Below are 22,616 nucleotides of genomic sequence, written 5' to 3'. Positions count from 1 at the left end.
TGGGCTAGGAATTGTCAGCGTTGTTTGGCTTTTTCAGTAGCAGCTTCGGTGCGAACTGCACGAGCAGAAATAGGGCGAGTAACCCCAAGAGACCGATGGCCCACCAGTTTTTGGCGAATTGCAGGCCCAGCAGATCTCCAAACCAACCGGCAAAGATCAATAGTGGCGGCAAGAGCAGCAGCACGAAGCAGCCCACGGCCGACATCCGGCCTCGGAATGATAACTCTTCGGTGAGTTGCTGATGATGCACGTCGATCATCCGGCCACGACGTAAGCTGATTTCAATCGTGTCGGTGAGCTCCATCGCGCGGAGTGCCGCAAGCCAAGTGGTGCGCGAACGCACTTCATCCACCGCGGTGACGAACTCTTTGATGCAATGCGCGGCGGCGGTAGTGGGAACCAGCTCGTGAGGTATCGAGGTTTCCAGCGACCGAAAGACGCTGCTTTCATCAAACTCAAATCGCGCACGACCCTTTTGACCCACGAAGGTGAGCGATGGGTAAGTTGATTGATCCGCGGGACCCACGGCCCAGCGGACCGGGACTTGGCTTTTGCCCAGTAGTTGAACGCTCAAGCCCGAGTAGGTCGCCGCTTCGTCGGGCGAGCCAAGCGCGCCGAGGCGATCGAGGGGCCCGGCGATCTTGTCCAAGAGTTCCACGTCGCGTGCGAAATGCCACAAGACTTTGTCTTTGGAACGGTCGTCCAGCGGGCGATCGCAGATCAGTTGCTCGATGGGGCCCAGCTCGGGGTGTCCCTTGTGAATCCAACTGGCGAATTCTTCAATGCGGTTGGTTTGAGCCACCAGCGGATTGAAATGCCACAGGACCGCGCCACTGTCGAGGCGGGCCATATCGATTTCGTAATAGGTCAGCACCGATTCGTGCAGCGGAAACGTGGTGAGCAGGGGTATGCCGATGCGGACAAGCTGGATGACTTGCTCGATCCGGCGAGCCGAGGGGGCGTCACCACAACCCACGATGACGAAATCGCAAAAGTCGCGGTCGAACAGTGCTTCCCAATCGTCGGCCTGATCGGCCTCGGCGAGCCAGGGGTGGGTCGCCCGGTCGACCTGGGCAACGTCGCCATACCAGACAATTTCGTGGCCCAATTCCGCGGCACTCGCGACGAGCAGGCAACTTTCGGGATCGGCGCCAAGCAGGGCAAATTTCATGTCTGCGAGCGTAATCGAATAGGCAATTTAAATAAAGAGACCGCGCGTGACGAAATATTGGTCGCGGACAAAAACGCAGAAAGTGGTACAATTACGACATGCGTAATCTCTTGTTCTACTGCCTTGTGACGCTGGCCTCCGTGGTGGCGGGCCCACTGTGGGCCGAGCCTGCGCCGGTTGAGGAATCGTCCCCCAATTCCGAGGGCGAGATTTCCTGGTGGGTCGGCGAGCTCGACAGCGAACTGTTCGATACCCGCGAACGGTCGCAAAAGCGGCTCACCGAAGCCGGGATTCCCGCGATTAACGAGGTCGTGGAAGCGGCTCGAAACGGCACGCTGGAAGGTTCGACCCGGGCGCTGAATATATTGCTCACTTGGTCGGAAGCCGAGGACGCCCAGCTCCAGGTTGCGGCGCTCGAAGCACTGGCGGGTCTGGCCAATCGCCCCAAAGAAGCGGCCATAGCCAAAGAAATGTTGGCCCAGGTGCGCGAGAATGTCGCACTCAAAGAGATCGCGAAGCTAGGGGGCTCCTTCCAAATTGGCGTGCAGATCAACGGAATGATGATCACACGCCCCGACCACAGCGTTCAAATTGTGATTGGCTCGGAGTGGAAAGGTGGCGTCGAAGGGCTTGAGCATCTGACGCAAGTTCCTCACGCGGTGCTGGTTTGTTACCATTCTGCTCCGCTCGGTGATGAGGCGCTGGAAGTTTTAGAGCGGATGCCGCAACTGCTACGCGTGGAACTTTATGGGGCGAAGCAAATCACGCCGGAGGCCATCGAAAATCTGAAAGGTAAGATTAAGGCCCAGGTCGACGTGGGGAGCGGTGCCTTTCTAGGTGTGCAGGGGATGACCTCCGGCAATCAAGCGATTGTGGCGAAGGTCGTGGCCGAAAGTGCCGCCGACAAGGCGGGCATTCGAGAGAACGACATCATAGCCAAGATCGACGGCGAAGAGATCAAAGATTTTCTGGCGATGAAAGACCTGATTGCCCAACACGAGCCTGGGGATTCCGTGATGTTCACCATCCTGCGGCCGCGGCCGAACGAGACGCCGGAAACGCTTGAACTCAAAGTGACGTTTGCCCAATGGGGCATTAAAGGTGCGGGGGCCGTGACTCCCATCAACATGGGTCGCGAAGTAAATACCTTGCCGAAAGTGGATCTGCACAAGTTCCGCTTGGATCGACGGTAAGCCAGCGCCGTATTTGCATGAAAAAACCCACGGCTTTCGCCGTGGGCTATTGCTGTTCGATAAAGTGTCTTTGCCTAGACGGCCAGATGCGCGTCGATTTCTTTTTCCAGTTGAGCGATCTGCTCGCTGGCGCGGAATTGGTTGGCCAAGAGTTCGCGGCCCTTTTCGGTCCAGACGCCGATGCTGCGCAGCGGGGCGTTCGACTGGGGACAAAGAAACGTGACTTGCTTGGGAGTGAGCGATTGAATCTCAACGGCGTCGTTCCGGCGGACAAATTCCACCGCGAACGCAACGTGGCGATTATTCTCTTCGTCCTCCCAATGGGTTTCAATCGTGTGCATGAATCTCACTCCATATGACAATGTTCGGTTGCGGCCTCTTCTCAGTGAACTCTCACCGGGCCTTGATAAACAACTGAGTGTAATCACGACTTCGGCTTGCCGCAGCGCCGAAATTACCCAAATTTCGCGACATTGAGGAAATTACCCGGGTCGCTAGGGGCAGCCGGCAACTGCTGGCAATTACATCGTGATTTCACCGGAAGATAAATAATCACGCCTAGGCACGAAAAGGCAAACTCAAAGTCATCCTGAGGGAGGCTCGCCGACCGAAGGATCTGGTTCGCACTATCTCCACTTATGGATGACTTGCTGAGACTGACGCCGGATTCTTCTGTCGCCTAGGCTCCTTCAGAATGACTTGATTACTGAACACGATCAACAAACATCCAGCCATTGTCGGCCACGGAGAACAGTGGCCGATGGGGGCTGGTGTTTCCTTCGCGAGCCGTACGGCCCCAGTGCCAAACTAGGTTGATGCCGATGTTCCATGATTCTTGCGAGACGCCGGCAAGGCCCGCATCTTCGTCGGGAATCAGATAATTGAAGCCGGTTTGCACGGACCAACGGTCATTGAGCGGAGCATAGAAGTCGGCACCGACGATGCCTTCCCCTTCGCTCGAACCGCCACCCCAGATGCGACCCTGGTTGCCACCGCGGAAATTCCAACGATAGAAACCGCAATACTGGCCGACCGTTTCGTATTCAACAACATTTACACCGTTGAACGACGTCCCGCTGTTGGTAGGGCTCGCCCCCCAGAAACCGATTTCACGGCCTTTGGGCGTCTTGAGGCTTAACTCATAACGGACTTGGTGGAGCGAGACGCTTTCGTCCAAGTCGTCGTGCATCGAGTCCCACACCACACCGAATTGCAAGCCGGTGCAAGTCCGACGGAAGAGACCGGCAGTGATAAACTGTTGGTCACGGCTGTCCGTCGAAGTTTCAGTGCCGGAGAGACGACTTTGCAAGGCTTGATAGCCTAATTGATAGTTCAGTTCAGGAAACATGAAACCGATGAACGGGGCGCGACCGCTCAAGTTAATACCCTCTTGGAAACCGAAGTTGGAATCACTTCGGCCAGCGGGAATGAAGTCACGCGGACCACGGAAACCGTGGACACCACCCCAGGCGCTGACGTCCTTCAAGCGAGGCAGACACACGGGGAAGCACCAGTAATCGGGCCCGCGGGGACGAACGGCATCGCCGCAACCCGCTACGCCACAGCTTGGTTCGGCACACCCGCAACCGGGGTCCATCATGCCGCAACCAGGATCGATCATGCCACAACCAACGCCCCCACGCATGCAAGCATCGCATTGGCAGCCGCCCATTTGCTGTGGACCCATGGCCATCTCGGGATAGCCGCCCATGTCGCCTTGCATAGAGGGATCCATGCCCGCGCCATCAACGTAGATAGGTTCTTCCCAAGTTTCCGCTTCGGTGGTCATAGGGAGTTCTTCGCTTTGAGCGCGACGAACTTGAGTGTCTCGTCGCACGGGTTGTTTGGCGACTTTTTTCGTCGCAACCGGAACGACTGCTTTTTGCACGGGCGCCTTGGCGGCAACTTTCTTGGGAGCCGGCTTCTTCGCGACGGGCTGAGCAACAGGTTGCTCGGCTGCTCGTTGTACCACAACTGGTTGCTTCACCGGTTGTGCGACGGCTTGCGAAGGCGCGCGGAATTTTTGTTGGCTGGTCGTTGCCGAGGATTCGCCAGCGCGACCCGGACGCTGAAACCGGAGCGAATTATCTTGGGCACTGGCCGTGGCGATGCAGAGCATCGTCGCGACGAAACCAGTGAAGAGAAGCTTAATGCTGCAGAGTCGTGAGCTAGTCATCGATCGCCTCTCAGGCCACCAGCGTGAGTTTTTCACGTTGGTTTTGCCTTGGAGATCGACGCAGCAGGTCGTGGCTTGGATAAATGCCAGCACCGCTTGCGTCTCGGTAGCCCCCCCGAGAACAAAACGTGTAATGAGGTTATCGACCCGCTACGACAGGAACTTTGAGAAAACTTTGCACAACCGTTCAAGTTTCTCCGTTGGTTGCTAGCGCCGCTTGGAAATCGTTGCTTCACGACGAGAAAACCTGCAATTTCCTCAGAGAAAATGAATGTCGCGAGTGCGAAAATCGAGTCAAATTCCAAGTTATTTTTGCCTGATCTTGCATTCCATTTTCTGATTTTGCTCGGCCACAAATTGTTTGCTAGCAATAGTTTGCGAGTGGTGTCTGCTGTCTCGACGAGTATCGCGCCGAGCAACTCGACACAAAGTCGATGTTGCCTGCATTGAAATCGGAGTCGATACTGGAGATAGAGACAGCACAATAACAAGCCAAATGTTGTGCTCGCTCTCGCGGGCACCGCCAGACGACGATACGCCCCACCCGGATAGAGAAATTCTCCACGCTCTTTGCCAACCTTCGCTTAGGTCCGCCCCCTCGCTTGTAAGATAGGGCCCGGTCAGTTTACCAACCCTGCTTACGAGTCTCGCGCCGCTCGGCATCACTATCTTGATCGCCGACTCCCCGCCTTGGCCAACTTTGCCCGACTGCTTTTGTTGGCCGTTCGCACCCGCTCTCCCCGCAGTGTGAATTGAGCGCGAGAACCCGAATGGTTGGGTTGTGTCTCTAAGTGTCCGCGCAAGGACGCGCCGAGTTGAACGAAGCGCTGTTGAAAACCATACCCGATGAAGGAGACCTACGTCCCACGACTGAATCACTATTCGCTTTCCTAACATCCCCTTACCAACCCAGAGCCACAGAGAGGAATCCGCGTCACGCCGACCTCCGTTAGAGCGGGGGCCACCGTCGCGCCAAGGAGCATTACGATGGTCAATGGAAGTGAAATCATCTCGATCATATCGCAACGTCAGGACCGCGACCAATTTCGCCGCAAGAATTGGGTCGGTACCTTCGAGGAATATCTAGACATCGTTCGCGAAAACCCCAAGGTGACGCGGACCGCTTATCAGCGCATCTACGACATGATTCTCTCATACGGCGTGGACGTTATCCAAAAAGGCCGCGAGAAGGAGCATCACTACCACTTCTTCGACGACCCCACGAACGAAGGTCACGACGCCGTGTATGGCTTGCGGGGACCGTTGCATCTTTTGGTGAACGCGCTCAAGAGCGCGGCCTATGAATATGGCATCGAGAAGCGGGTGTTGCTGTTGCATGGTCCCGTGGGAAGCAGCAAGAGCACGATCGTGCGGCTGTTGAAGCAAGGTTTGCAGCGTTACAGCGAATCGGACGAAGGCGCGCTCTACACTTTGGGTTGGGCCGACGACGAGGATCCCGAGGAAGTGCATTGGTGCCCGATGAACGAGGAGCCGTTGCACCTGATTCCGGAGCGTTTCCGCGAGGGTGTCGCGGCGAGTCTCAATGAAGGTCACAAAGAAGGCGATTTCAAGGTTCGCATTCGCGGTGAACTCGATCCCTACTGCCGGTTTATGTATCAGCAACGGCTGAAAAAGTACGACGGCGACTGGACCCGCGTGATTCAAGACATCCGCGTGAAGCGCGTGATCTTGAGCGAAAAGGATCGCGTCGGCATCGGCACGTTCCAGCCCAAGGACGAGAAGAACCAAGACGCTACGGAACTGACCGGCGATATCAACTATCGCAAGATCGCCGTTTATGGCAGCGACAGCGACCCGCGGGCGTTCAACTTCGACGGCGAATTCAACGTCGCGAACCGCGGGATTATCGAGTTCGTGGAAGTGTTGAAACTCGACGTGGCGTTCCTTTACGACTTATTGGGCGCGAGCCAGGAGCATCGGATCAAGCCGAAGAAATTCGCGCAGACCGATATCGATGAAGTGATCATCGGCCACACGAACGAGCCGGAATACCGACGGTTGAAGAATAATGAGTTCATGGAAGCGCTGCGTGACCGAACGGTGAAGATCGATATCCCGTACGTGACGACGCTCGAACATGAGAAGCTGATTTACGAGAAGGATTACAACGCGGAGACGGTGAAGGATCGGCATATCGCTCCGCATACGATTGAAATGGCCGCGATGTGGGCAATTCTCACGCGATTGGAAGAGCCAAAGCACGCTGGTTTGACCCGGTTGCAGAAACTCAAGCTGTACAACGGTAAGAGCTTGCCCGGCTTCACCGAGGAAAACATCGCCGAGTTGCGCGAACATGCTCACAATGAAGGCCTGGTAGGAATCTCGCCGCGGTACGTGCAGGACAAGATTTCCAACGCGTTGGTGGCACATCCCGAAGCGCGTTCAATCAATCCTTTTATGGTTATTAACGAATTGGAAAGCGGGCTCAAGCATCACAGCCTCATCAACGACGAGGAATTGAAGCAGGAATACCGCGATCTCTTGGGCGTTGTGAAGGAAGAGTACGAAAACATCGTGAAGCTGGAAGTGCAGCGAGCAATTGCTGCCGACGAAGATGCGCTCAAGCGACTGTGCGGCAACTACATCGACAATATCAAGGCCTACACGCAGAAGGAAAAAGTGAAGAATCCCTTCACCGGCCAGAATGAAGAGCCAGATGAACGGCTCATGCGCTCGATTGAAGAGAAAATCGATATTCCCGATAGCCGAAAGGATGATTTCCGCCGCGAGATCATGAACTACATCGGCGCGCTTTCGATCGACGGCAAGAAGTTTGATTACAAGACGAACGAACGGCTTAACAAAGCGCTGGAATTGAAGCTCTTTGAAGATCAAAAGGATTCGATCAAGCTCACGAGCTTGGTTTCCAACGTGATCGACGAAGACACGCAAAAGAAAATCGACGTGGTGAAGGGCCGTTTAATTCGGGATCACGGCTACGACGACGAAAGTGCCACCGACGTGTTGAACTATGTGGCGAGCATCTTCGCGCGAGGTGATGCTAAAGAGAAGCATTAACTGACTGTGGCTGAGGTCTTTGACCTCGGATGTTTTGAGGTCCGACTTAAGAAATCCGACCTCACAGAGGTCAGCCACAGTCGGAACAGGGATTTACAATAGTGATGGACATTGAACGCGATCGACGCCGGTTTAAGCAAATCGTCCGCGGACGAATCCGGCAGAATCTGCGCAAGTACATCACTCATGGCGAAATGATCGGCCGCAAGGGACGCGATGCGGTGAGCATCCCGGTGCCGCAGCTCGACGTGCCGCATTTCAAATATGGCAAGAATGGTTCGGGAGGTGTCGGCCAAGGTGACGGCGACGTTGGCGATCCGCTGGGAAAAGGTGATGGTGAAGAAGGAGCCGGCAGTGCGGGGAGCGAGCCAGGTTCGGGCCACTTGATGGAAGTGGAAGTTTCGCTCGACGAGTTGGCACAAATGCTCGGTGAGGAACTGGAACTGCCGCGGATTCAACCCAAAGGCACGGCCACGATTGAAAGCGAAAAAGCCAAGTACAACAGCATCCGCCAAACGGGCCCCGAATCGCTCAAGCATTTTAAGAAGACTTATTTGCGGGCGATCAAGCGGCAGATTTCCACGGGAACATACGTCCCCGACAATCCGAACGTGGTACCGATCAAGGGCGACAAACAGTATCGCTCGTGGAACGACGTGCCGCTGCCGGAAGTGAATGCCGTCGCGATTTATTTGATGGATGTTTCGGGCTCGATGACGGACGAGCAAAAGGAAATCGTGCGAAACGAAGCGTTTTGGATCGATGCCTGGCTCAGTCACCAATACAAGGGGATCGAAAAGCGGTACATCATTCACGACGCCGTGGCGAAAGAAGTCGACGAACACACGTTTTATCACACCCGGGAAAGTGGTGGGACGCGGATCAGCTCGGCTTACAAAGTATGTGCGGATCTGGTTGATCGCGATTTCCCGTTATCGGAATGGAACATTTATTGCTTCCAATTTTCCGACGGCGACAACTGGGGTGACGACAATCGTGTGGCGTTTGACATTTTGGGACAAAAGCTGCTGCCGGCGGTGAATGCCTTTTGCTACGGACAGGTTGAAAGCCCGTACGGTAGCGGCGACTTTATCGACGCCTTGCAGAAGCAATTCGCGAATCATCCCTCGTTAATCCTGTCTGAAATTCCCGACAAAGAAGCCATCTATCAATCGATCAAGACATTTTTAGGCAAGGGCAAGTGATATGGTGAACTCGGCTGAAACAATGCACCGCTATCGGGTGCGGGTTGGTCATTTGGAAGTCGTGGTGATCGCGCACGATGAAGTCGAAGCAATCGCGCTCGCGCGGCGGGAGTTTGCCCGTGAGTTGCCGCGGTTTTATGACTTGATCCGTGCGCTGGAATCGACGCGATTTGAGTTGCAGAAGGCTGCGTAGATGTAATTGAACCGCTGGCTTCGCCTGCGGCTAACACTGAAGTATCAACATGGCATTAGCGGAACTCGGAAATTTGACGCCGGAACTGGCCGCGATCCAAGTGGAGATCGAAGGTTATGCGGCCGCTTATGGCCTGGATTTCTATCCGACAATATTCGAGTTAATCGACGCCGATCAGCTCAACGCCATCGCCGCCCGCGGTGGTTTTCCCACGCGCTATCCGCACTGGCGGTTTGGGATGGAGTACGAGCAGCTCAGCAAGGGCTATCACTACGGGCTGCAAAAAATCTACGAGATGGTCATCAACAACAATCCGTGCTACGCCTACTTGATGCGGAGCAACGGCTTGATCGACCAGAAGCTGGTGATGGCTCACGTGTATGGGCATTGCGACTTCTTCAAGAACAATCAGTGGTTTGCCCACACCAGCCGCAAGATGATGGACGAGATGGCGAATCACGGCAACCGGATTCGTCGCTATATGGACGAAGTCGGGATCGAAAAGGTGGAAAGCTTTATCGACACCTGCCTGAGCATTGAGGACTTGATCGATATTCATTCGCCGTTCATCCGCCGCCGCGACGATAAAAGCCGCTATGATTTTAACGGCGATGCCAAGGAACAACGGCGTGGCCCGGCGAGGTTTGAGGCCAAGGATTACATGGATGCGTTCATTAATCCTCGGCACCGAATGCAGGCCGATGAAGAGGAAGAAGCTCCACCGGTGCGCAAATTTCCCGAGCGGCCGGAACGCGACGTGATGTTGTTCCTGCTGGAACACGCGCCCCTCAATAGTTGGCAGGCCGACGTACTGGCGATTTTGCGCGATGAATCGTATTACTTTGCTCCACAGGCGCAGACCAAGATCATGAACGAAGGCTGGGCCAGCTACTGGCACTCAACGATCATGATCCGGCAGGGGCTGACTGGGGCCGACATTATTAATTACTGCGACCATCACAGCGGCACGCTGGCGAGTTCGCCGACGCAGCTCAATCCGTACAAGGTCGGCATCGAACTGTTCCGCAACATTGAAGATCGCTGGAATCGTGGCGCGTTTGGCTCGGAATATGAAGATTGCGACGACCACCGAGTGCGCGAAACCTGGAACACGGATGCGGGGTTGGGCCGCAAAAAGATTTTTGAGGTTCGGCAGATTCACAATGACCTGACGTTTATCGACGAGTTTCTGACGTTGGAATTCGTTCGCGAGCACAAACTGTTTCGTTTTGGCTACAACACGCGTAGCGATGTCTATGAGATCGAAAGCCGTGAGTTTCCCAAAGTCAAACAGCAACTCCTCGAAAGTCTGACCAACCGCGGCCGACCGAGGATCGCCGTGGTTGACGGCAATTACAAAAACCGTGGCGAGTTGTATCTGGAACACAAATTCTCGGGTGTCGAGTTGCAGATGGATTACGCCCGCGACACGCTCGAAAATTTGCAGCGGATTTGGGGCCGGCCGGTTCATTTGGAGACGTGCCTGGAAGAGACACGCACGGTGTTGTCCTTTGACGGTTCGGACCACGAGATCGAAAAAGGAGACAGGATTGATTTGCTCGACGAAGCGGAGGGGGGGATATGAAACTCCGCAACGACTTTTTGCAGGAATTGCGTCAACTCATCGGGCAGACACAGCAGCGTGTCGTGGCAGCGGATGGACCGCGCACCGTGAAGTGCCGCGTCGAGCAATGCGATGCGCTGAGTGCTTCGGTGAGTGATTTCACGCTGGAAACAGCGGAACTTGCCCACGCCGATATCGTGAAACTGCAAGCCGCGAGTCGAGCGTTATGCTTGCGGGTGACTTATTTACTTGAACCGATTTCGCCCATTGAAATCGATGCGACGGGGTGTGTCGTGCAGATGAGGAGCAATCCCCCCCATAAAGATGACAATGGGCTGAAGTACTACGAGCTCACCCTCCGCCGCGGCGGGTGTGTGTCGCTCTGCCGCTATGAAAAGCAACCGGCGAACCCAAGGGCGATCGTGCCCGCGACGTTGACGCATGAGGTACTTGCCCGTTTGGTGGAAGATTTTGATCGAGCCGTGGTGGAGGTAATTATTTAGCTGGAACATTCTGCTCCAGTTGATGGCGGCTGGAAGCCACCACTACGAATTTGTGAAGATTTCATTTTGCTTTAACTAGCCAACCCGGGGAGCCGAATTAAAATTAAAGATATGCGGAGTTACGAAAGCCTACTTAACGGCGATCTCAACTGGGCCCTCATCGAGGGAAGCATGCATTTCGAGGGCACCAGTGCCGTGCATCTCACGCTGCAGCGGTTAGCCGGGCGTCTCGAAGCCAATCCCGTTAAATGTGGCGGCATCGATTACGTGATCGCCGCTGGGATGGCGCTCTTCTCTGACGGCTGTCGCCGTGTTTATGGCTTTTCTCAGCAACTTGCGCAAGGAATGAACTTGTGCAGCCAACAAATCCTTGAATCCTGCGTACACAAAAGTAGATACGCTCCTTGTCCTGCGTTGAGAGGATCTTGCCTCGAACTTTCTAACCCCTTACGACTATTACGGGAGATTTGTTACGATGCGGACTGAATTTGCTCACTTGCTCCAATTGCTTCGTCGACTTAGCCATCATGAGCCGCCCGCACGTTACTTCAACTCCTACCGAGATCTCTTTAGCGCCTGCCGCGGGCGGATGGCATTGCAGCCATCTCTACTACTCGTGGAATCGCGCCGCACTCGCGCGGATGGATCGAGCGGAACGCTCCGCAGCCACTGCCGCAATAATTGCAGCACTCGACCCCGCGGCTGAAGACGCTCCGCTGCGATTGCAAACGTCGCTGGTCAGTGGCCACAAGGCCGATTTCGGTTTGATGATGATGGACCCCGATCCCTTGAAAGTGGAACGGGTCAATCAACGACTTCTCGCATCGCCCTTGGGCCAAGCACTTGTTCCTGGCTACTCGTTCGTTTCGATGACCGAGATTAGCGAATATGTTCCCTCGGTCGAGCAATTCGGCCAGCGTTTGATTGCCGAAGGGGAAACCGTCGACAGCCCCACCTACGCGGCGAAGGTCGAAGGCTATGCCAACCGCTTGGAAGGGATGAACAAGCAGCGGCTCACGCCCGACTTCCCGGCGTATCCCAACACGTGCTTCTATCCGATGAACAAGAAGCGCAAAGTGGGCGAGAACTGGTTCACGCTCAGCAAGGAAGATCGCAATCACATGATGAGCGAGCACGCCCGCAGCGGGATGGCCTTCGCGGGGAAAGTGAGCCAGCTCATCACAGTTGGTTTGGGTCTCGACGACTGGGAATGGGGCGTCACGCTTTGGGCGACCAATCCCGAGTATCTCAAAGACATCGTCTACCGGATGCGCTTCGACGAAGCAAGCGCCCGCTATGCCGAGTTCGGGCCGTTCATAGTGAGCTATGTCTGTACCCCCGACGAGATGATCGAGCATTGCCAGGTGAGTTAAAGTGTAGCGTTGGTGTTGATTGCCACGACTCCACGAGTTGCGGATTTCGGCGATTCATTGAAACGCGGCCATTGCTGCTTCTCACCGCAGAATCGCACGATTAGAATAGGGCCACTCGCGCACCTCCGCCCCTTGTCGAGGATTTTCCCATGCCCAGCAGTACCTTGGACAAATCTATGGACCTCCCGGCCAGCCAAATCGGCGGCGTGACCGTGGTCGATCACCCGCTCGTGCAAGTACATCTCACCAAGTTGCGGAACAAGTTTACCCAACCTTCGTTGTTTCGGGCATCGGTCCGGCGTCTCGCCGCGCTGATTGCCTACGAAGCCACCAAGGATTTGAGTCTCGAACAGACCCGCGTGGAGACGCCGCTCGAAGAAACCGACGGTGTCGAGTTGGCCGAACGCGTGGGGTTGATTCCCATTCTGCGGGCTGGATTGGGGATGGTGGATCCCGTGTTGGATTTGGTTCCCACCGCGGAAGTGTGGCACTTGGGTTTGTACCGCGACGAGGAAACGGCCCAGCCGGTGCGCTATTACGACAAGCTGCCGGAGAAGTCACCGGTCGACGTGGCGATTGTGCTCGATCCGATGTTGGCCACGGGGGGGTCGGTCATGGCGGCGCTCGCGACCTTACGTGCTTGGGGCGTGAAGCAAGTGAAGGTCGTTTCACTGATCGCTTCGCAAGCAGGGGTCGATGCCGTGGCGGCGGAATTTCCCGAAGCACAAATTTTTGTTTGTGTGGTCGATCCGATTTTGAACGACCGCAAGTATATTGTCCCGGGGCTAGGCGACGCCGGTGACCGCATTTTCAACACCGTCCATCCGCACTAATTGTCAACGTGTGGCCTAGCTCCGAGATCGATTCATGCAAAATCTGACCAGCGTGTTTGGCATTGTGGCGATGATCGCCCTGGCTTGGTTGATGAGTTCGCACAAGGATAAGTTCCCTTGGCGGACCGTAGTGAGCGGCTTGGCGCTGCAATTAGTCTTTGCAGTTGTTTTTCTCAAGACATCGCAAGGTGAATGGCTTTTTGAGCAAGTCGACTTCATTTTTGTGTCGCTGCTGAGTTGTGTCGACGCGGGGACAAGTTTCGTCTTTGGTGCTAACTATGCCGACCACTTCTTTGCGTTCAAAGTGCTGCCGACGATCATCTTTTTCTCAGCCTTCATGTCGATCTTTTACTACTACGGCGTAATGCAGAAGATCGTGGGTGTGATGGCCATCGTCATGCAGAAGACGATGCGCACTTCGGGGGCAGAGACGCTTTCCGCGGCAGCGAATGTTTTCGTTGGCCAGACGGAAGCTCCATTGGTGATCAAGCCGTATATTAGCAGCATGACAACCTCCGAACTCAACGCCGTCATGGTGGGTGGTTTCGCAACGATGGCAGGGGGCGTATTGGGCGCTTTGGCTTCGATGGGCTTCGATGCCGGCAATTTGCTGTGTGCGTCGATGATTTCGGCCCCGGGTGGTTTGCTATTGGCGAAGGTGATTCAACCCGAGTTGGACGAGCCCAAGACGATGGGCTCGCTGAAGATCGATATCAAGGATGAGAGCGCCAACGTGCTAGAGTCGGTCGCCAACGGCACCGTGGGAGGCCTGCAACTGGCACTCAACGTGGGAGCCATGTTGATCGTCTTTTTGGCATTGATTGCCGTGATCAATGGTTTGCTCGGCTGGATCGGCGGCTATTTCGGCTTTGTTGATGCTAGTGCGTGGTCACTCGAAGCGGGGCTCGGCAAACTTTTTTGGCCGATTGCTTGGCTGATCGGAATTGAAACCAACGATTGTGCTGCTGCCGGTCAGTTATTGGGCTTGAAAATGGCCACCAACGAATTTGTCGCTTACGGTCAATTGGCCAAATTCAATACCCCCGAGAGCACGATTGAAATCAGCCAGCGTTCGCGAGATATCATGATGTTCGCCCTGTGCGGGTTTGCCAATTTTAGCTCGATCGGCATTCAGCTCGGCGGAATCGGTGGCATTGCTCCCGATCGGCGGGGCGATCTCGCCCGTTTGGGGCTGCGAGCCATGCTCGGCGGGACCTTGGCCAGTTTTATGACGGCTTGCTTCGCCGGGCTATTGCTGTAAAAACAAGTGTTCCTCGAAGGCATGAATCTCAGCAATTTCGGCAATTTTAGCACCAAGGATTGGCGGACATGAAAACTCTATTTGACAAAGCAACCTTGCATCGCGGTGTTGCCGACTTGGCGGCTAAGATCGAGGCCAGCTACGAAGGCCGCCAGTTGACGATTGTCGGCGTGCTGACGGGGAGCGTCGTGTTGCTTGCCGATCTGATCCGCTTGATCGAGCAGCCGATGCGCGTCGGGGTGATTCAAGCTTCCAGCTATCGCGGGGCCACGACCGAGCGCGGTGGGTTGATCATCAATTCCGAGTTGATGCTCGATATCTCGGGCCGCGACGTGCTGTTGGTCGACGATATTTTCGATACCGGCCACACGCTCAAGAACGTCGTAGAAAAGCTCCATGAGTTTGAACCGAAGTCCGTGAAGTCCGCCGTGCTTCTCCGAAAGCATGGTCGGCAAGAAGTGGTTTACGAACCCGACTTCACGGCGTTTGATATTCCCGATGAATTCGTGGTGGGGTACGGCCTCGATTACGAGGACATGTACCGCAATCTGCCCTACCTCGCGGCACTTGAGGATGAAGACCTTCTGAAGCATCAGGAAATGTCCCGCGAAACGCACGCGCTTTAGACGGCGTTATTTCTTCTCGAAGTCGAACTGCTCGGGGAGTAGCACGTCGAGCGATGTTTCGATGACGTGCGACGGGATATCGGCGTTCACCTGCAAGACTTTCATGTCGCCGCCAAACTCGCACAGGAACTGCCGACAGGCCCCACAGGGTGAGGCCGCGGCTTCGGTGGCGACTGCAATCGCCGTGATCATGCGATGCCCTGCGGCGACAGCCGAACCCACGGCAATGCGTTCCGCGCAGATCGTGAGCCCGTAGGAAGCATTCTCCACATTCGTGCCGGTGAAGATCGTGCCATCCTCGGTGAGTGCGGCGGCGCCCACGAGAAACTTGGAATAGGGCGCGTAGGCGTTCTTGCGAACTTCCAAAGCGGCGTCGATGAGTGGTTGAAAGGCTTGGTTCATGGGGAGAGATTCCTCATACAATTCAGGGAACGAGACAGAATTAGTTGGAATTTAAACTTTCAATTTCACTTGCTACTTCACGTAAGGCCGAAATTTCTGAATCAATTTGCATCGCTTGTTCGCTACGCTTGAGGGCGATACGGGAAACGCGTGCCGCGTTGGCCTTGTAGCGATCATCCCCCAACTGGGCTAGGGCCAGCAGAGCCTTCTGCAAACGCAATTGCACTTCGATCATGCCGGCACCATCGCGGGTCAGGCTCAAATAGACATCATCGAAGAGATCGTCAATTTCCAAAGGGGGCACGAACACCTTCGGATATGGAAGATCATCTTCGTCAACATCCGTTGGGCAATCGCGCCACTGAGCCAGCAACCTGACTCCGCGGCCGATGACGTCGATGGCCGTTCCAGGATCGTTAACGGCAGGAGATAAAGCCCGGGAGCCGATCTCGGCCAAGACAGCTAGTCCGAATCTGGGGTCTTGGTCAAAGCTTCGCTCGTCGGCGATGGTGAATGCCGACCGAAGTTTTTGTGCTGCTTCCTCATCGTCCACGCCCTGCACACAAAATAACTTACGAGCAGGATGGACAAACGTTCCAGGCAGCGACATCAAGTAAACGAGAGAATCATGATCATCCGCGAATGTTGACAACTGTTGAACGTCGATATGCTGAATATAGCCAATCGTTTCAGGAAAGATTTCAATGAGCGACTTATGTGCTGGAACGTCAGTTGTTAAAGGCCTGCCTCCTAAGCATGGACTATCAATTCGCCCTTCAATCGCTTTCGCGGTCGCATGTTCGACTCGGTCGGTTGTCTCGCCAACGCGGCCCAGGCGAGAAAGATGATCAATCCACCGCAAAATCGTCACCACGATCAGAATAACGACGCCGACCGTTACAATAAACAACACAACCCGCCCACGATCTCCATACGCGCCGGTGCTTAACGCGATCAAACCCACAAGACTATACAGGAACGTGCCAATAAACGTGGCCAAGGCGTTCTGCGTCGTGGTGTCCTGCATGAGCAACTTGGTCGCGCGTGGCGTCGCGTTGCTCGTTGCCGACGCATAAGCGGCGACCATCACGCTGAGCGAAAACGTGGTCACCGCCAACATGCTCGAAGCAAGAATATTGAGAATATTATCGACGGCATCAGCGCCGATTTTTCCAGGAAGTTCCCACGGCAAATGATCTTCGGCAACGATGGAAATCAGAGCGGTCACGACGCCGAGCACCGCAAAGAGGGTTGCACGGACCCACAGCTTGCGCGATACCTGCAGGAGAATCCACCGCCACTTGGAGATCATGCCTTTACCCAATTCTCTCCAAAATTAACGGCCCGACACTCGGTGGTTCGTCACTGATTTGTATTGCTTCGATCAGCATGCGACGGCCTTCGTCGGCGAGTTTGGCCGGGGAAAACAGCGTGGCTAGTGGCTGCCCCGCTTCAACGCGGTCGCCGAGGCGGACGAGTATTTCGAAGCCGGTCGACAGATCGAGCTCGTCGCCGAGTTGTTTGCGGCCGCCGCGCATGGCGATGACGGCCTGGCCCAGCTTCTCGGCGTTCATCGCGGCGATGTAACCCGCGCGGTCCGTTGTGACGGGACTTTCTGGAGCCACCGGTCGTGGGGCGTTGAGATTGCCCCCCTGGGCGGCAACCATCTCGGCGAATTTTTCACGCGCTTTGCCGGAATCGATCGTGGCTTGCAACTGTTTGCGAGCCGCTTCAATCGTGGTGGCCTTCTTCATAGAGACGAGCAGCTCGGCGCCCAGCGCGAGCGTCACTTCCATTAAATCGGCGGGGCCTCGGCCTTCGAGCGATGCCACTGACTCGTTCACTTCCACGGCGTTCCCCACCATGCGGCCCAGCGGTTGGTTCATATCGGTCAGCACGGCGGTTGTCGACACGTTCATTCGCTTGCCGGTGTTGACCATCGAAACGGCCAACTCGCGGGCGAGCTCCGCGGACTTCATGAACGCCCCGCTACCGAATTTGACGTCGAGCACCAAAGCATCGAGCCCCTCGGCGAGCTTCTTACTCATGATGCTGCCGGTGATCAAAGGAATCGACGGTACGGTGGCGGTTACGTCGCGGAGCGCGTAGAGTTTGCGGTCGGCGGGGACCAAATCCGCTGTCGCACCGCTGATCACGCAGCCGACGCGCTCCATGACGGCGCGCATTTCGTCCATCGAGAGATTAGTGCGGTAGCCGGGTATCGCTTCGAGTTTGTCGAGCGTGCCGCCGGTCGCACCCAAGCCACGGCCGGAAATCATCGGCACTTGCAGATCACAACACGCCAGCATCGGAGCGAGCGGCAACGAAACTTTATCGCCGATGCCGCCGGTGGAGTGCTTGTCAACTTTCGGCGGACCACCGGCATCCCAAGAAAATCGTGCCCCCGAGGCAAGCATGTTGTCGGTGAGAGCGGCGATCTCGGCGGTCGACATGCCACGCAAGTAGATCGCCATCGCAAGAGCCGACATCTGATAGTCGGGTATGTCCCCCTTGGCGTAGTTGCTGATAAAGTAGCCAATTTCTTCGCTGGTGAGTTCTTCACCGTCGCGTTTCTTGGCGATAATCCAAACGGGATTCATGATTGTCTCGTTGCTGAGTTAGCGAAGAGTGGCGACCACGCCTCGCACGAGTTTGTTAAGTTTCGACGAGGCCGATTGAGCGGCATTGATGACGTCGTGACCGGTCGTTCCCACGGGGGCATCGGGGGAACCGACGTTCGTGATTGTCGACAAACCAAAGACACGCATATCGGCATGCCGCGCGGCGATCACTTCGGGGACGGTCGACATGCCCGCGACGTCGCCACCCAAGCGGCGGGCCATGCGATACTCCGCGCGGGTTTCGTAAGTGGGACCTTTCATCGCGACATACACGCCGCGATGCAGCACGAAATCTTCACGCCGCGCCACGCGAGCCGCGGTTTCCATGAATTCACGATCGTAGGGGCTCGACATATCCGGGAAGCGCGGGCCGAGTTGGTCGTCGTTTACCCCGATGAGCGGATTGGCGAACATCAGATTGATATGATCTTCGATGACCATCACATCGCCCACAACATAATGCGGATTCAATCCCCCGGCGGCGTTGGAAACCACGAGCGCGTTAGCGCCCAGGGCTTTCGTCAATCGCGTGGGCAGTGCTGCTTGTTCCGCCGAGTAACCTTCATACAAATGGAAGCGACCCTGAAACGCAATGACGGGTACATCCTCGAGCCGACCGCAAACCAGTTGGCCCTTGTGGCCAATCGCGGTGCTCTTCACAAAGTGAGGAATGTCACCGTAATCGATGGTTCCCTCAACGGAAATTTCTTCAACGAGCCCTCCGAGGCCTGAGCCCAGGATGATGCCTGCGGCGGGAGTGACGGACCAGCGCTCACGGACGGCTTTCGTCGCGGCGTTGATTTGTTCAGCAACGTGCAGCATCGGTTAGCCTCGCGCTTTCTCGTGCGAGAGAATGCCTAAAACGAGAGCCCGCAATTTGGGCTCAGCGGAATTGGCGAACGCGATAATTTCGTTAATGTCGGCCGGCTTGAGCGAATCGGGGAAACACATGTCGGTAACCACCGAGAGACCAAAGACACGCATGCCGCTATGCACCGCGACAACGACTTCGGGCACGGTCGACATACCAACGACATCGGCGCCCATCGCACGCAGGAAACGATACTCGGCACGGGTTTCCAAGTTGGGGCCGGTGACGGCCACCATCACGCCGCGCTGGACGGGGAAGTTGCCCTTGCGCGAGACTTCCTGCCCCACGGCAATCAACTCGGGCGTGTAAGGCGCGCTCATGTCAGGAAAACGCGGGCCGAGCCGGTCGTCGTTGATTCCGACCAGCGGGTTGTCGCCCATCAGATTGATGTGATCGTCGATGATCATCACGTCGCCAGGAACATAATGTGGGTTCATGCCCCCCACGGCTTGAGTGACGATCAGCAGATCGGCTCCCATGGCCTTCATCACTCGGACCGGCAACGTGATTTGCTTGAGCGGATAGCCTTCGTACTGATGGAAGCGGCCTTCCATCGCCATGATCGGTACTCCTTCGAGCATCCCACACACGAGGCGGCCACGATGGCTCGTCGCGGTGGAGCGTGGGAAGTTGGGGATGTTCTCGTAGTCGATCGCAACGGGCGATTCGATCCGCTCAGCGAAACCACCAAGGCCCGTGCCGAGGATAATTCCCGCGCGCGGCGTGTGATCCCATTGTTGACGAATCGCGGCAGCCGCCGTTTGGATTTGATCGTAAAGCTCTAGCATATTTTCTTCCAAACTGAATAACCACGAATAGAACGAATTGCACGAATCAGGAAATACTGCTTCGAATATTCCTCATTCGTGCTATTCGTAAAATTCGTGGTTCAAAAAATTAATAAGCAGCGGTGTTTTCGGCGTGCTGGCCTTGTTCGCCTTGCCAGATGGCTTGCGTGCCGCTCGTGCCGAGGCGCGTTACCCCAAGCTGAACGAATTTCAGCGCATCGGCATAGTTACGAATACCACCCGACGCTTTTACTTGGACTTTCTCGCTTACGTTGGCGCGCATGAGTTTGATGTCATGCTCCGTAGCTCCTGTAGCCTGCATCGCGCCGTCGGCACCTTTGACGTACCCAAAGCCGGTGCTGGTCTTCACAAATGCCGCGCCGGCTTCTTCGCAAATCTGGCACAGACGAATCTTGAGGTCGTCGTTGGGAATTAGGCCCGTCTCGAAAATCACCTTCGTGATCGCGCCGCCGGCCTGTGCGGCTTCGACGACCGCACGAATGTCGTCAGCCACATAGCCCCAATCTTGCTGAATCACGCGGCCGATGTTGACGACCATGTCGACTTCTTTGGCCCCCTCGCGGCAGGCGATTTCCGTTTCGCGGACCTTTGTGCCAGTGGTTGTCCCGCCATGCGGAAAACCGATAACGGTGCTCGGCACAACGCTTGAGCCCGCGAGCAACTCCGCCGTCAAGGGAATCATCGCAGGCTTCACGCAGACGCTGGCTGTGCCGACTTTGACGCACATTGCACAGGCGTCGCGCAAATCGGCGTCGGTTTTCGTTGGGCTCAAAACGGCATGATCGATAAGTGCGACAACTGATTGACTCATAAACTACCTACTCACAGATTCACGAACTCAACAAATTTGACCGCTCCATCTTATCGGTCGGGCAGCACCAAGTCGACCACCACGGGATAGTGATCCGAAGCCGTGAGCGGCACGCCGTGGAAAATGAATGCCCGCTTCACGTAGGGCATCATTTCGGTGGGGAGAAAGATGTGATCGAGCATCGAGAAAACGTCGTAGGGGTCTTTCACGCCGTTTTCGTTGCGATCCCAAAAACAGGTGAATCGATCCTGCTTGCGGGGCATCAGCTTCGCGACATTCTCCAATTCTGGCCCCGGCTTTTCAGGATCAAAGTCCTTGAGATTCTTGATCACCTTGGTGACGGTGTCCTGATTGTCATCCTGATCGGGCACGTCGGGATCGAAATCGTTGATGTCCCCCAGCACGATGGGCTGATATCCCTTACCGGTGATTTGCGAACGCAAAATGCGGCGAGCAATTTCAGTTTGCGCCGTCCGCTGGGCGTTGGAATAAGCGTCGCTGGGATTCGATTTGAGATGCAAGCCGAGAAAGCCCAGCTTGTGGCCACCAACGTCCATCATATAAACGGCGTGGCGTTGCAGCGAGGCATTCGCATTGAATGGCTTGCCGTCGCGACCAGGGGCTTGAAAGCTCTGGCGCCACGTGGGATCGCTCTCCGGGGAATGGAATAAACGAATTTGCTGTCCGTCGATGGTTTCGGGTTCGATGCGGCTAATCAGCGCAACGTCTAACTTGGAATAGTTGTCGAACCCGTCGATGTGATAACCGCGATAATCGGTGAGTCCTTTCTCATGCAAGATCTCGACGAGCTTATCGACCCCTTGTTTGGAAACGACTTCCACGAGGTTTAGCACGTCGGGGTTGAGACCTTCGATCACCGCGGCGATTTGCTCGAACTGCTCTTCGCGAGCAACGTCGCCGCGATACTTTTCGATCTCGCCGCCGCGCTCGCCGGGGGCCGTGAGGATCTCGGCGTTGAACGTCATAATGCGGAATGGCGTCTCCGCTTGCGCTGGAAGATAACTCGATAACAGTATTGCAAACGCAATCAGACAATTTCGCATAGCAAGCCTTCCAGTATGATGAAGCCGCGCAGAGTTAACGCGGCTAAGAGCAGGCTCAATCGTAACCGAATTGCCTGGGGGATTCCACGAGCGATGTGGAAGAACGAAAGGCAAACTAATAACGGAAGTGCTTGATTTCTTCACCCTTTTCGCCGATCTCGGTGAGCGATTCGATGCCGATCTCCAGATGCACGTCCGACCAATTCGTGTCGACGTGCTTATCGCTGGCTTGGGTTTTGATGCCGTGCTCGGTCATGGGGAGATCCGACACCAACAGCAGAGCGCCGCGGGCGATTTCGTTCTTATGCCCCACGATAAACAGCGTGGCGACTTCCATATCAATCGCGATCGGCGTGTAGTCCTTGAGCCGTTCCTTGAATTCGTCGTCATGCTCCCACACGCGGCGGTTGGTGGTGTAGATCACACCGGTGCGGTAACCGAGATTGCGCGAAACGAGTTTATCGGACACAAACTTATGCAGCTTAAACGACGGGAGCGCGGGGACTTTCGTTGGCAAGTAGTCGTCGGAGGTTCCTTCACCACGAATCGCGCCGATTGGCAAAATGAAATTGCCGATTTCGGTGGAACTTTTGAGCCCGCCACACTTTCCCAAGAACAATACTGCTTGGGGATGATAGGCCGTGAGCAAGTCCATGATCGTCGCGGCGTTCGGCGAGCCGATGCCGAAGTTGATGATCGTCAGCCCTTCGCTGTTGGTTGCCGCCTGCATGGGGCGATCCTCGCCGTGGACTTCGCAATCAAATTTCTTGGCAAATTTGCTGACGTAATTGCGGAAGTTCGTGAGCAGCACGTAAGGCCCAAATTTTTCGAGCGGCATGCCCGTGTAGCGCGGGAGCCAGTCTCTCGTCAGATCCAATTTGGTAACCATCGTCGCCGCAAT

The 22,616-nt window shown here is 55.7% G+C and carries 22 protein-coding genes; 11 read left to right on the top strand and 11 right to left on the bottom strand.

Annotation, left to right across the window (positions count from 1 at the left end):
• Positions 1-4: 4 nt before the first annotated feature.
• On the bottom strand, positions 5-1,171 hold the full coding sequence (locus tag SH678x_RS13115; RefSeq protein WP_496918906.1) for a hypothetical protein: 1,167 nt from the start codon (positions 1,169-1,171) through the stop codon (positions 5-7).
• A gap of 98 nt (positions 1,172-1,269) precedes the next feature.
• Between SH678x_RS13115 and SH678x_RS13110 the strand changes: the two genes are divergently transcribed.
• Complete coding sequence (locus tag SH678x_RS13110; protein WP_496918905.1) at positions 1,270-2,364, top strand: PDZ domain-containing protein; 1,095 nt, start codon at positions 1,270-1,272, stop codon at positions 2,362-2,364.
• Between the two features lie 74 nt (positions 2,365-2,438).
• Here the strand turns inward: SH678x_RS13110 and SH678x_RS13105 are convergent, their stop codons facing one another.
• Positions 2,439-2,705 carry a hypothetical protein gene (locus tag SH678x_RS13105; protein WP_496918904.1) on the bottom strand — a complete coding sequence of 89 codons (267 nt, stop codon included), beginning with the start codon at positions 2,703-2,705 and terminating at the stop codon, positions 2,439-2,441.
• A gap of 362 nt (positions 2,706-3,067) precedes the next feature.
• Positions 3,068-4,540 (bottom strand): DUF6666 family protein, encoded by a 1,473-nt coding sequence (locus tag SH678x_RS13100; RefSeq protein ID WP_496918903.1) that lies wholly within the window; start codon positions 4,538-4,540, stop codon positions 3,068-3,070.
• Between the two features lie 987 nt (positions 4,541-5,527).
• Here SH678x_RS13100 and SH678x_RS13095 point away from each other — a divergent pair.
• The 10 genes from SH678x_RS13095 (at position 5,528) to hpt (ending at position 15,137) form a co-directional block, all read left to right on the top strand.
• A complete protein-coding gene (locus SH678x_RS13095; RefSeq protein WP_496918902.1) occupies positions 5,528-7,579 on the top strand; it encodes a PrkA family serine protein kinase in 2,052 nt (683 codons plus the stop codon).
• Between the two features lie 104 nt (positions 7,580-7,683).
• Positions 7,684-8,784 carry a DUF444 family protein gene (locus SH678x_RS13090; protein ID WP_496923068.1) on the top strand — a complete coding sequence of 367 codons (1,101 nt, stop codon included), beginning with the start codon at positions 7,684-7,686 and terminating at the stop codon, positions 8,782-8,784.
• A gap of 1 nt (position 8,785) precedes the next feature.
• A complete protein-coding gene (locus tag SH678x_RS13085) occupies positions 8,786-8,977 on the top strand; it encodes a hypothetical protein (protein WP_496918901.1) in 192 nt (63 codons plus the stop codon).
• Between the two features lie 49 nt (positions 8,978-9,026).
• Positions 9,027-10,562, top strand: coding sequence for a SpoVR family protein (locus SH678x_RS13080; RefSeq protein WP_496918900.1), 1,536 nt, complete (start codon positions 9,027-9,029; stop codon positions 10,560-10,562).
• Entirely contained in the window at positions 10,559-11,044 is a 486-nt protein-coding gene (locus SH678x_RS13075; RefSeq protein WP_496918899.1) for a hypothetical protein, read from the top strand. Before SH678x_RS13080 ends, SH678x_RS13075 begins: the two co-directional genes overlap by 4 nt.
• Positions 11,045-11,155: 111 nt before the next feature.
• A complete protein-coding gene (locus SH678x_RS13070) occupies positions 11,156-11,530 on the top strand; it encodes a hypothetical protein (protein WP_496918898.1) in 375 nt (124 codons plus the stop codon).
• A gap of 41 nt (positions 11,531-11,571) precedes the next feature.
• Positions 11,572-12,417, top strand: coding sequence for a hydrogen peroxide-dependent heme synthase (hemQ, locus tag SH678x_RS13065; protein ID WP_496918897.1), 846 nt, complete (start codon positions 11,572-11,574; stop codon positions 12,415-12,417).
• A 149-nt stretch (positions 12,418-12,566) separates the two neighbouring features.
• Complete coding sequence (gene upp, locus SH678x_RS13060; RefSeq protein WP_496918896.1) at positions 12,567-13,250, top strand: uracil phosphoribosyltransferase; 684 nt, start codon at positions 12,567-12,569, stop codon at positions 13,248-13,250.
• A gap of 34 nt (positions 13,251-13,284) precedes the next feature.
• Positions 13,285-14,511, top strand: coding sequence for a NupC/NupG family nucleoside CNT transporter (locus tag SH678x_RS13055; protein ID WP_496918895.1), 1,227 nt, complete (start codon positions 13,285-13,287; stop codon positions 14,509-14,511).
• Positions 14,512-14,579: 68 nt separating this feature from the next.
• Positions 14,580-15,137 (top strand): hypoxanthine phosphoribosyltransferase, encoded by a 558-nt coding sequence (gene hpt / locus SH678x_RS13050; protein ID WP_496918894.1) that lies wholly within the window; start codon positions 14,580-14,582, stop codon positions 15,135-15,137.
• A 6-nt stretch (positions 15,138-15,143) separates the two neighbouring features.
• On the opposite strand, the gene cdd is transcribed toward hpt, so the two are convergent.
• From cdd to SH678x_RS13010, 8 genes are all read right to left on the bottom strand, one after another.
• Positions 15,144-15,539, bottom strand: coding sequence for a cytidine deaminase (cdd, locus tag SH678x_RS13045; protein WP_496918893.1), 396 nt, complete (start codon positions 15,537-15,539; stop codon positions 15,144-15,146).
• 40 nt (positions 15,540-15,579) lie between these two features.
• A complete protein-coding gene (locus tag SH678x_RS13040; protein ID WP_496918892.1) occupies positions 15,580-16,851 on the bottom strand; it encodes a DUF2254 domain-containing protein in 1,272 nt (423 codons plus the stop codon).
• Between the two features lie 4 nt (positions 16,852-16,855).
• On the bottom strand, positions 16,856-18,139 hold the full coding sequence (locus tag SH678x_RS13035; RefSeq protein WP_496918891.1) for a thymidine phosphorylase: 1,284 nt from the start codon (positions 18,137-18,139) through the stop codon (positions 16,856-16,858).
• Between the two features lie 18 nt (positions 18,140-18,157).
• Positions 18,158-18,982: a purine-nucleoside phosphorylase gene (locus tag SH678x_RS13030; RefSeq protein ID WP_496918890.1), complete on the bottom strand. Its 825-nt coding sequence runs from the start codon at positions 18,980-18,982 to the stop codon at positions 18,158-18,160.
• Between the two features lie 3 nt (positions 18,983-18,985).
• Positions 18,986-19,819, bottom strand: coding sequence for a purine-nucleoside phosphorylase (locus SH678x_RS13025; RefSeq protein WP_496918889.1), 834 nt, complete (start codon positions 19,817-19,819; stop codon positions 18,986-18,988).
• 109 nt (positions 19,820-19,928) lie between these two features.
• On the bottom strand, positions 19,929-20,651 hold the full coding sequence (gene deoC / locus SH678x_RS13020; RefSeq protein WP_496918888.1) for a deoxyribose-phosphate aldolase: 723 nt from the start codon (positions 20,649-20,651) through the stop codon (positions 19,929-19,931).
• Between the two features lie 50 nt (positions 20,652-20,701).
• Positions 20,702-21,715 carry an endonuclease/exonuclease/phosphatase family protein gene (locus SH678x_RS13015; RefSeq protein WP_496918887.1) on the bottom strand — a complete coding sequence of 338 codons (1,014 nt, stop codon included), beginning with the start codon at positions 21,713-21,715 and terminating at the stop codon, positions 20,702-20,704.
• 115 nt (positions 21,716-21,830) lie between these two features.
• Complete coding sequence (locus tag SH678x_RS13010; protein ID WP_496918886.1) at positions 21,831-22,604, bottom strand: AMP nucleosidase; 774 nt, start codon at positions 22,602-22,604, stop codon at positions 21,831-21,833.
• Positions 22,605-22,616 lie beyond the last annotated feature (12 nt).

The organism is Bythopirellula superficialaquae, assembly GCF_059632245.1.
This window is presented reverse-complemented; position numbering and strand designations above follow the sequence as displayed.

Coding starts and splice junctions, on each gene's coding strand:
- SH678x_RS13115 (WP_496918906.1), bottom strand. CDS start 1,171: ATGAAATTTGCCCTGCTTGGCGCCGATCCCGAAAGTTGCCTGCTCGTC.
- SH678x_RS13110 (WP_496918905.1), top strand. CDS start 1,270: ATGCGTAATCTCTTGTTCTACTGCCTTGTGACGCTGGCCTCCGTGGTG.
- SH678x_RS13105 (WP_496918904.1), bottom strand. CDS start 2,705: ATGCACACGATTGAAACCCATTGGGAGGACGAAGAGAATAATCGCCAC.
- SH678x_RS13100 (WP_496918903.1), bottom strand. CDS start 4,540: ATGACTAGCTCACGACTCTGCAGCATTAAGCTTCTCTTCACTGGTTTC.
- SH678x_RS13095 (WP_496918902.1), top strand. CDS start 5,528: ATGGTCAATGGAAGTGAAATCATCTCGATCATATCGCAACGTCAGGAC.
- SH678x_RS13090 (WP_496923068.1), top strand. CDS start 7,684: ATGGACATTGAACGCGATCGACGCCGGTTTAAGCAAATCGTCCGCGGA.
- SH678x_RS13085 (WP_496918901.1), top strand. CDS start 8,786: ATGGTGAACTCGGCTGAAACAATGCACCGCTATCGGGTGCGGGTTGGT.
- SH678x_RS13080 (WP_496918900.1), top strand. CDS start 9,027: ATGGCATTAGCGGAACTCGGAAATTTGACGCCGGAACTGGCCGCGATC.
- SH678x_RS13075 (WP_496918899.1), top strand. CDS start 10,559: ATGAAACTCCGCAACGACTTTTTGCAGGAATTGCGTCAACTCATCGGG.
- SH678x_RS13070 (WP_496918898.1), top strand. CDS start 11,156: ATGCGGAGTTACGAAAGCCTACTTAACGGCGATCTCAACTGGGCCCTC.
- hemQ (WP_496918897.1), top strand. CDS start 11,572: ATGAGCCGCCCGCACGTTACTTCAACTCCTACCGAGATCTCTTTAGCG.
- upp (WP_496918896.1), top strand. CDS start 12,567: ATGCCCAGCAGTACCTTGGACAAATCTATGGACCTCCCGGCCAGCCAA.
- SH678x_RS13055 (WP_496918895.1), top strand. CDS start 13,285: ATGCAAAATCTGACCAGCGTGTTTGGCATTGTGGCGATGATCGCCCTG.
- hpt (WP_496918894.1), top strand. CDS start 14,580: ATGAAAACTCTATTTGACAAAGCAACCTTGCATCGCGGTGTTGCCGAC.
- cdd (WP_496918893.1), bottom strand. CDS start 15,539: ATGAACCAAGCCTTTCAACCACTCATCGACGCCGCTTTGGAAGTTCGC.
- SH678x_RS13040 (WP_496918892.1), bottom strand. CDS start 16,851: ATGATCTCCAAGTGGCGGTGGATTCTCCTGCAGGTATCGCGCAAGCTG.
- SH678x_RS13035 (WP_496918891.1), bottom strand. CDS start 18,139: ATGAATCCCGTTTGGATTATCGCCAAGAAACGCGACGGTGAAGAACTC.
- SH678x_RS13030 (WP_496918890.1), bottom strand. CDS start 18,982: ATGCTGCACGTTGCTGAACAAATCAACGCCGCGACGAAAGCCGTCCGT.
- SH678x_RS13025 (WP_496918889.1), bottom strand. CDS start 19,819: ATGCTAGAGCTTTACGATCAAATCCAAACGGCGGCTGCCGCGATTCGT.
- deoC (WP_496918888.1), bottom strand. CDS start 20,651: ATGAGTCAATCAGTTGTCGCACTTATCGATCATGCCGTTTTGAGCCCA.
- SH678x_RS13015 (WP_496918887.1), bottom strand. CDS start 21,715: ATGCGAAATTGTCTGATTGCGTTTGCAATACTGTTATCGAGTTATCTT.
- SH678x_RS13010 (WP_496918886.1), bottom strand. CDS start 22,604: ATGGTTACCAAATTGGATCTGACGAGAGACTGGCTCCCGCGCTACACG.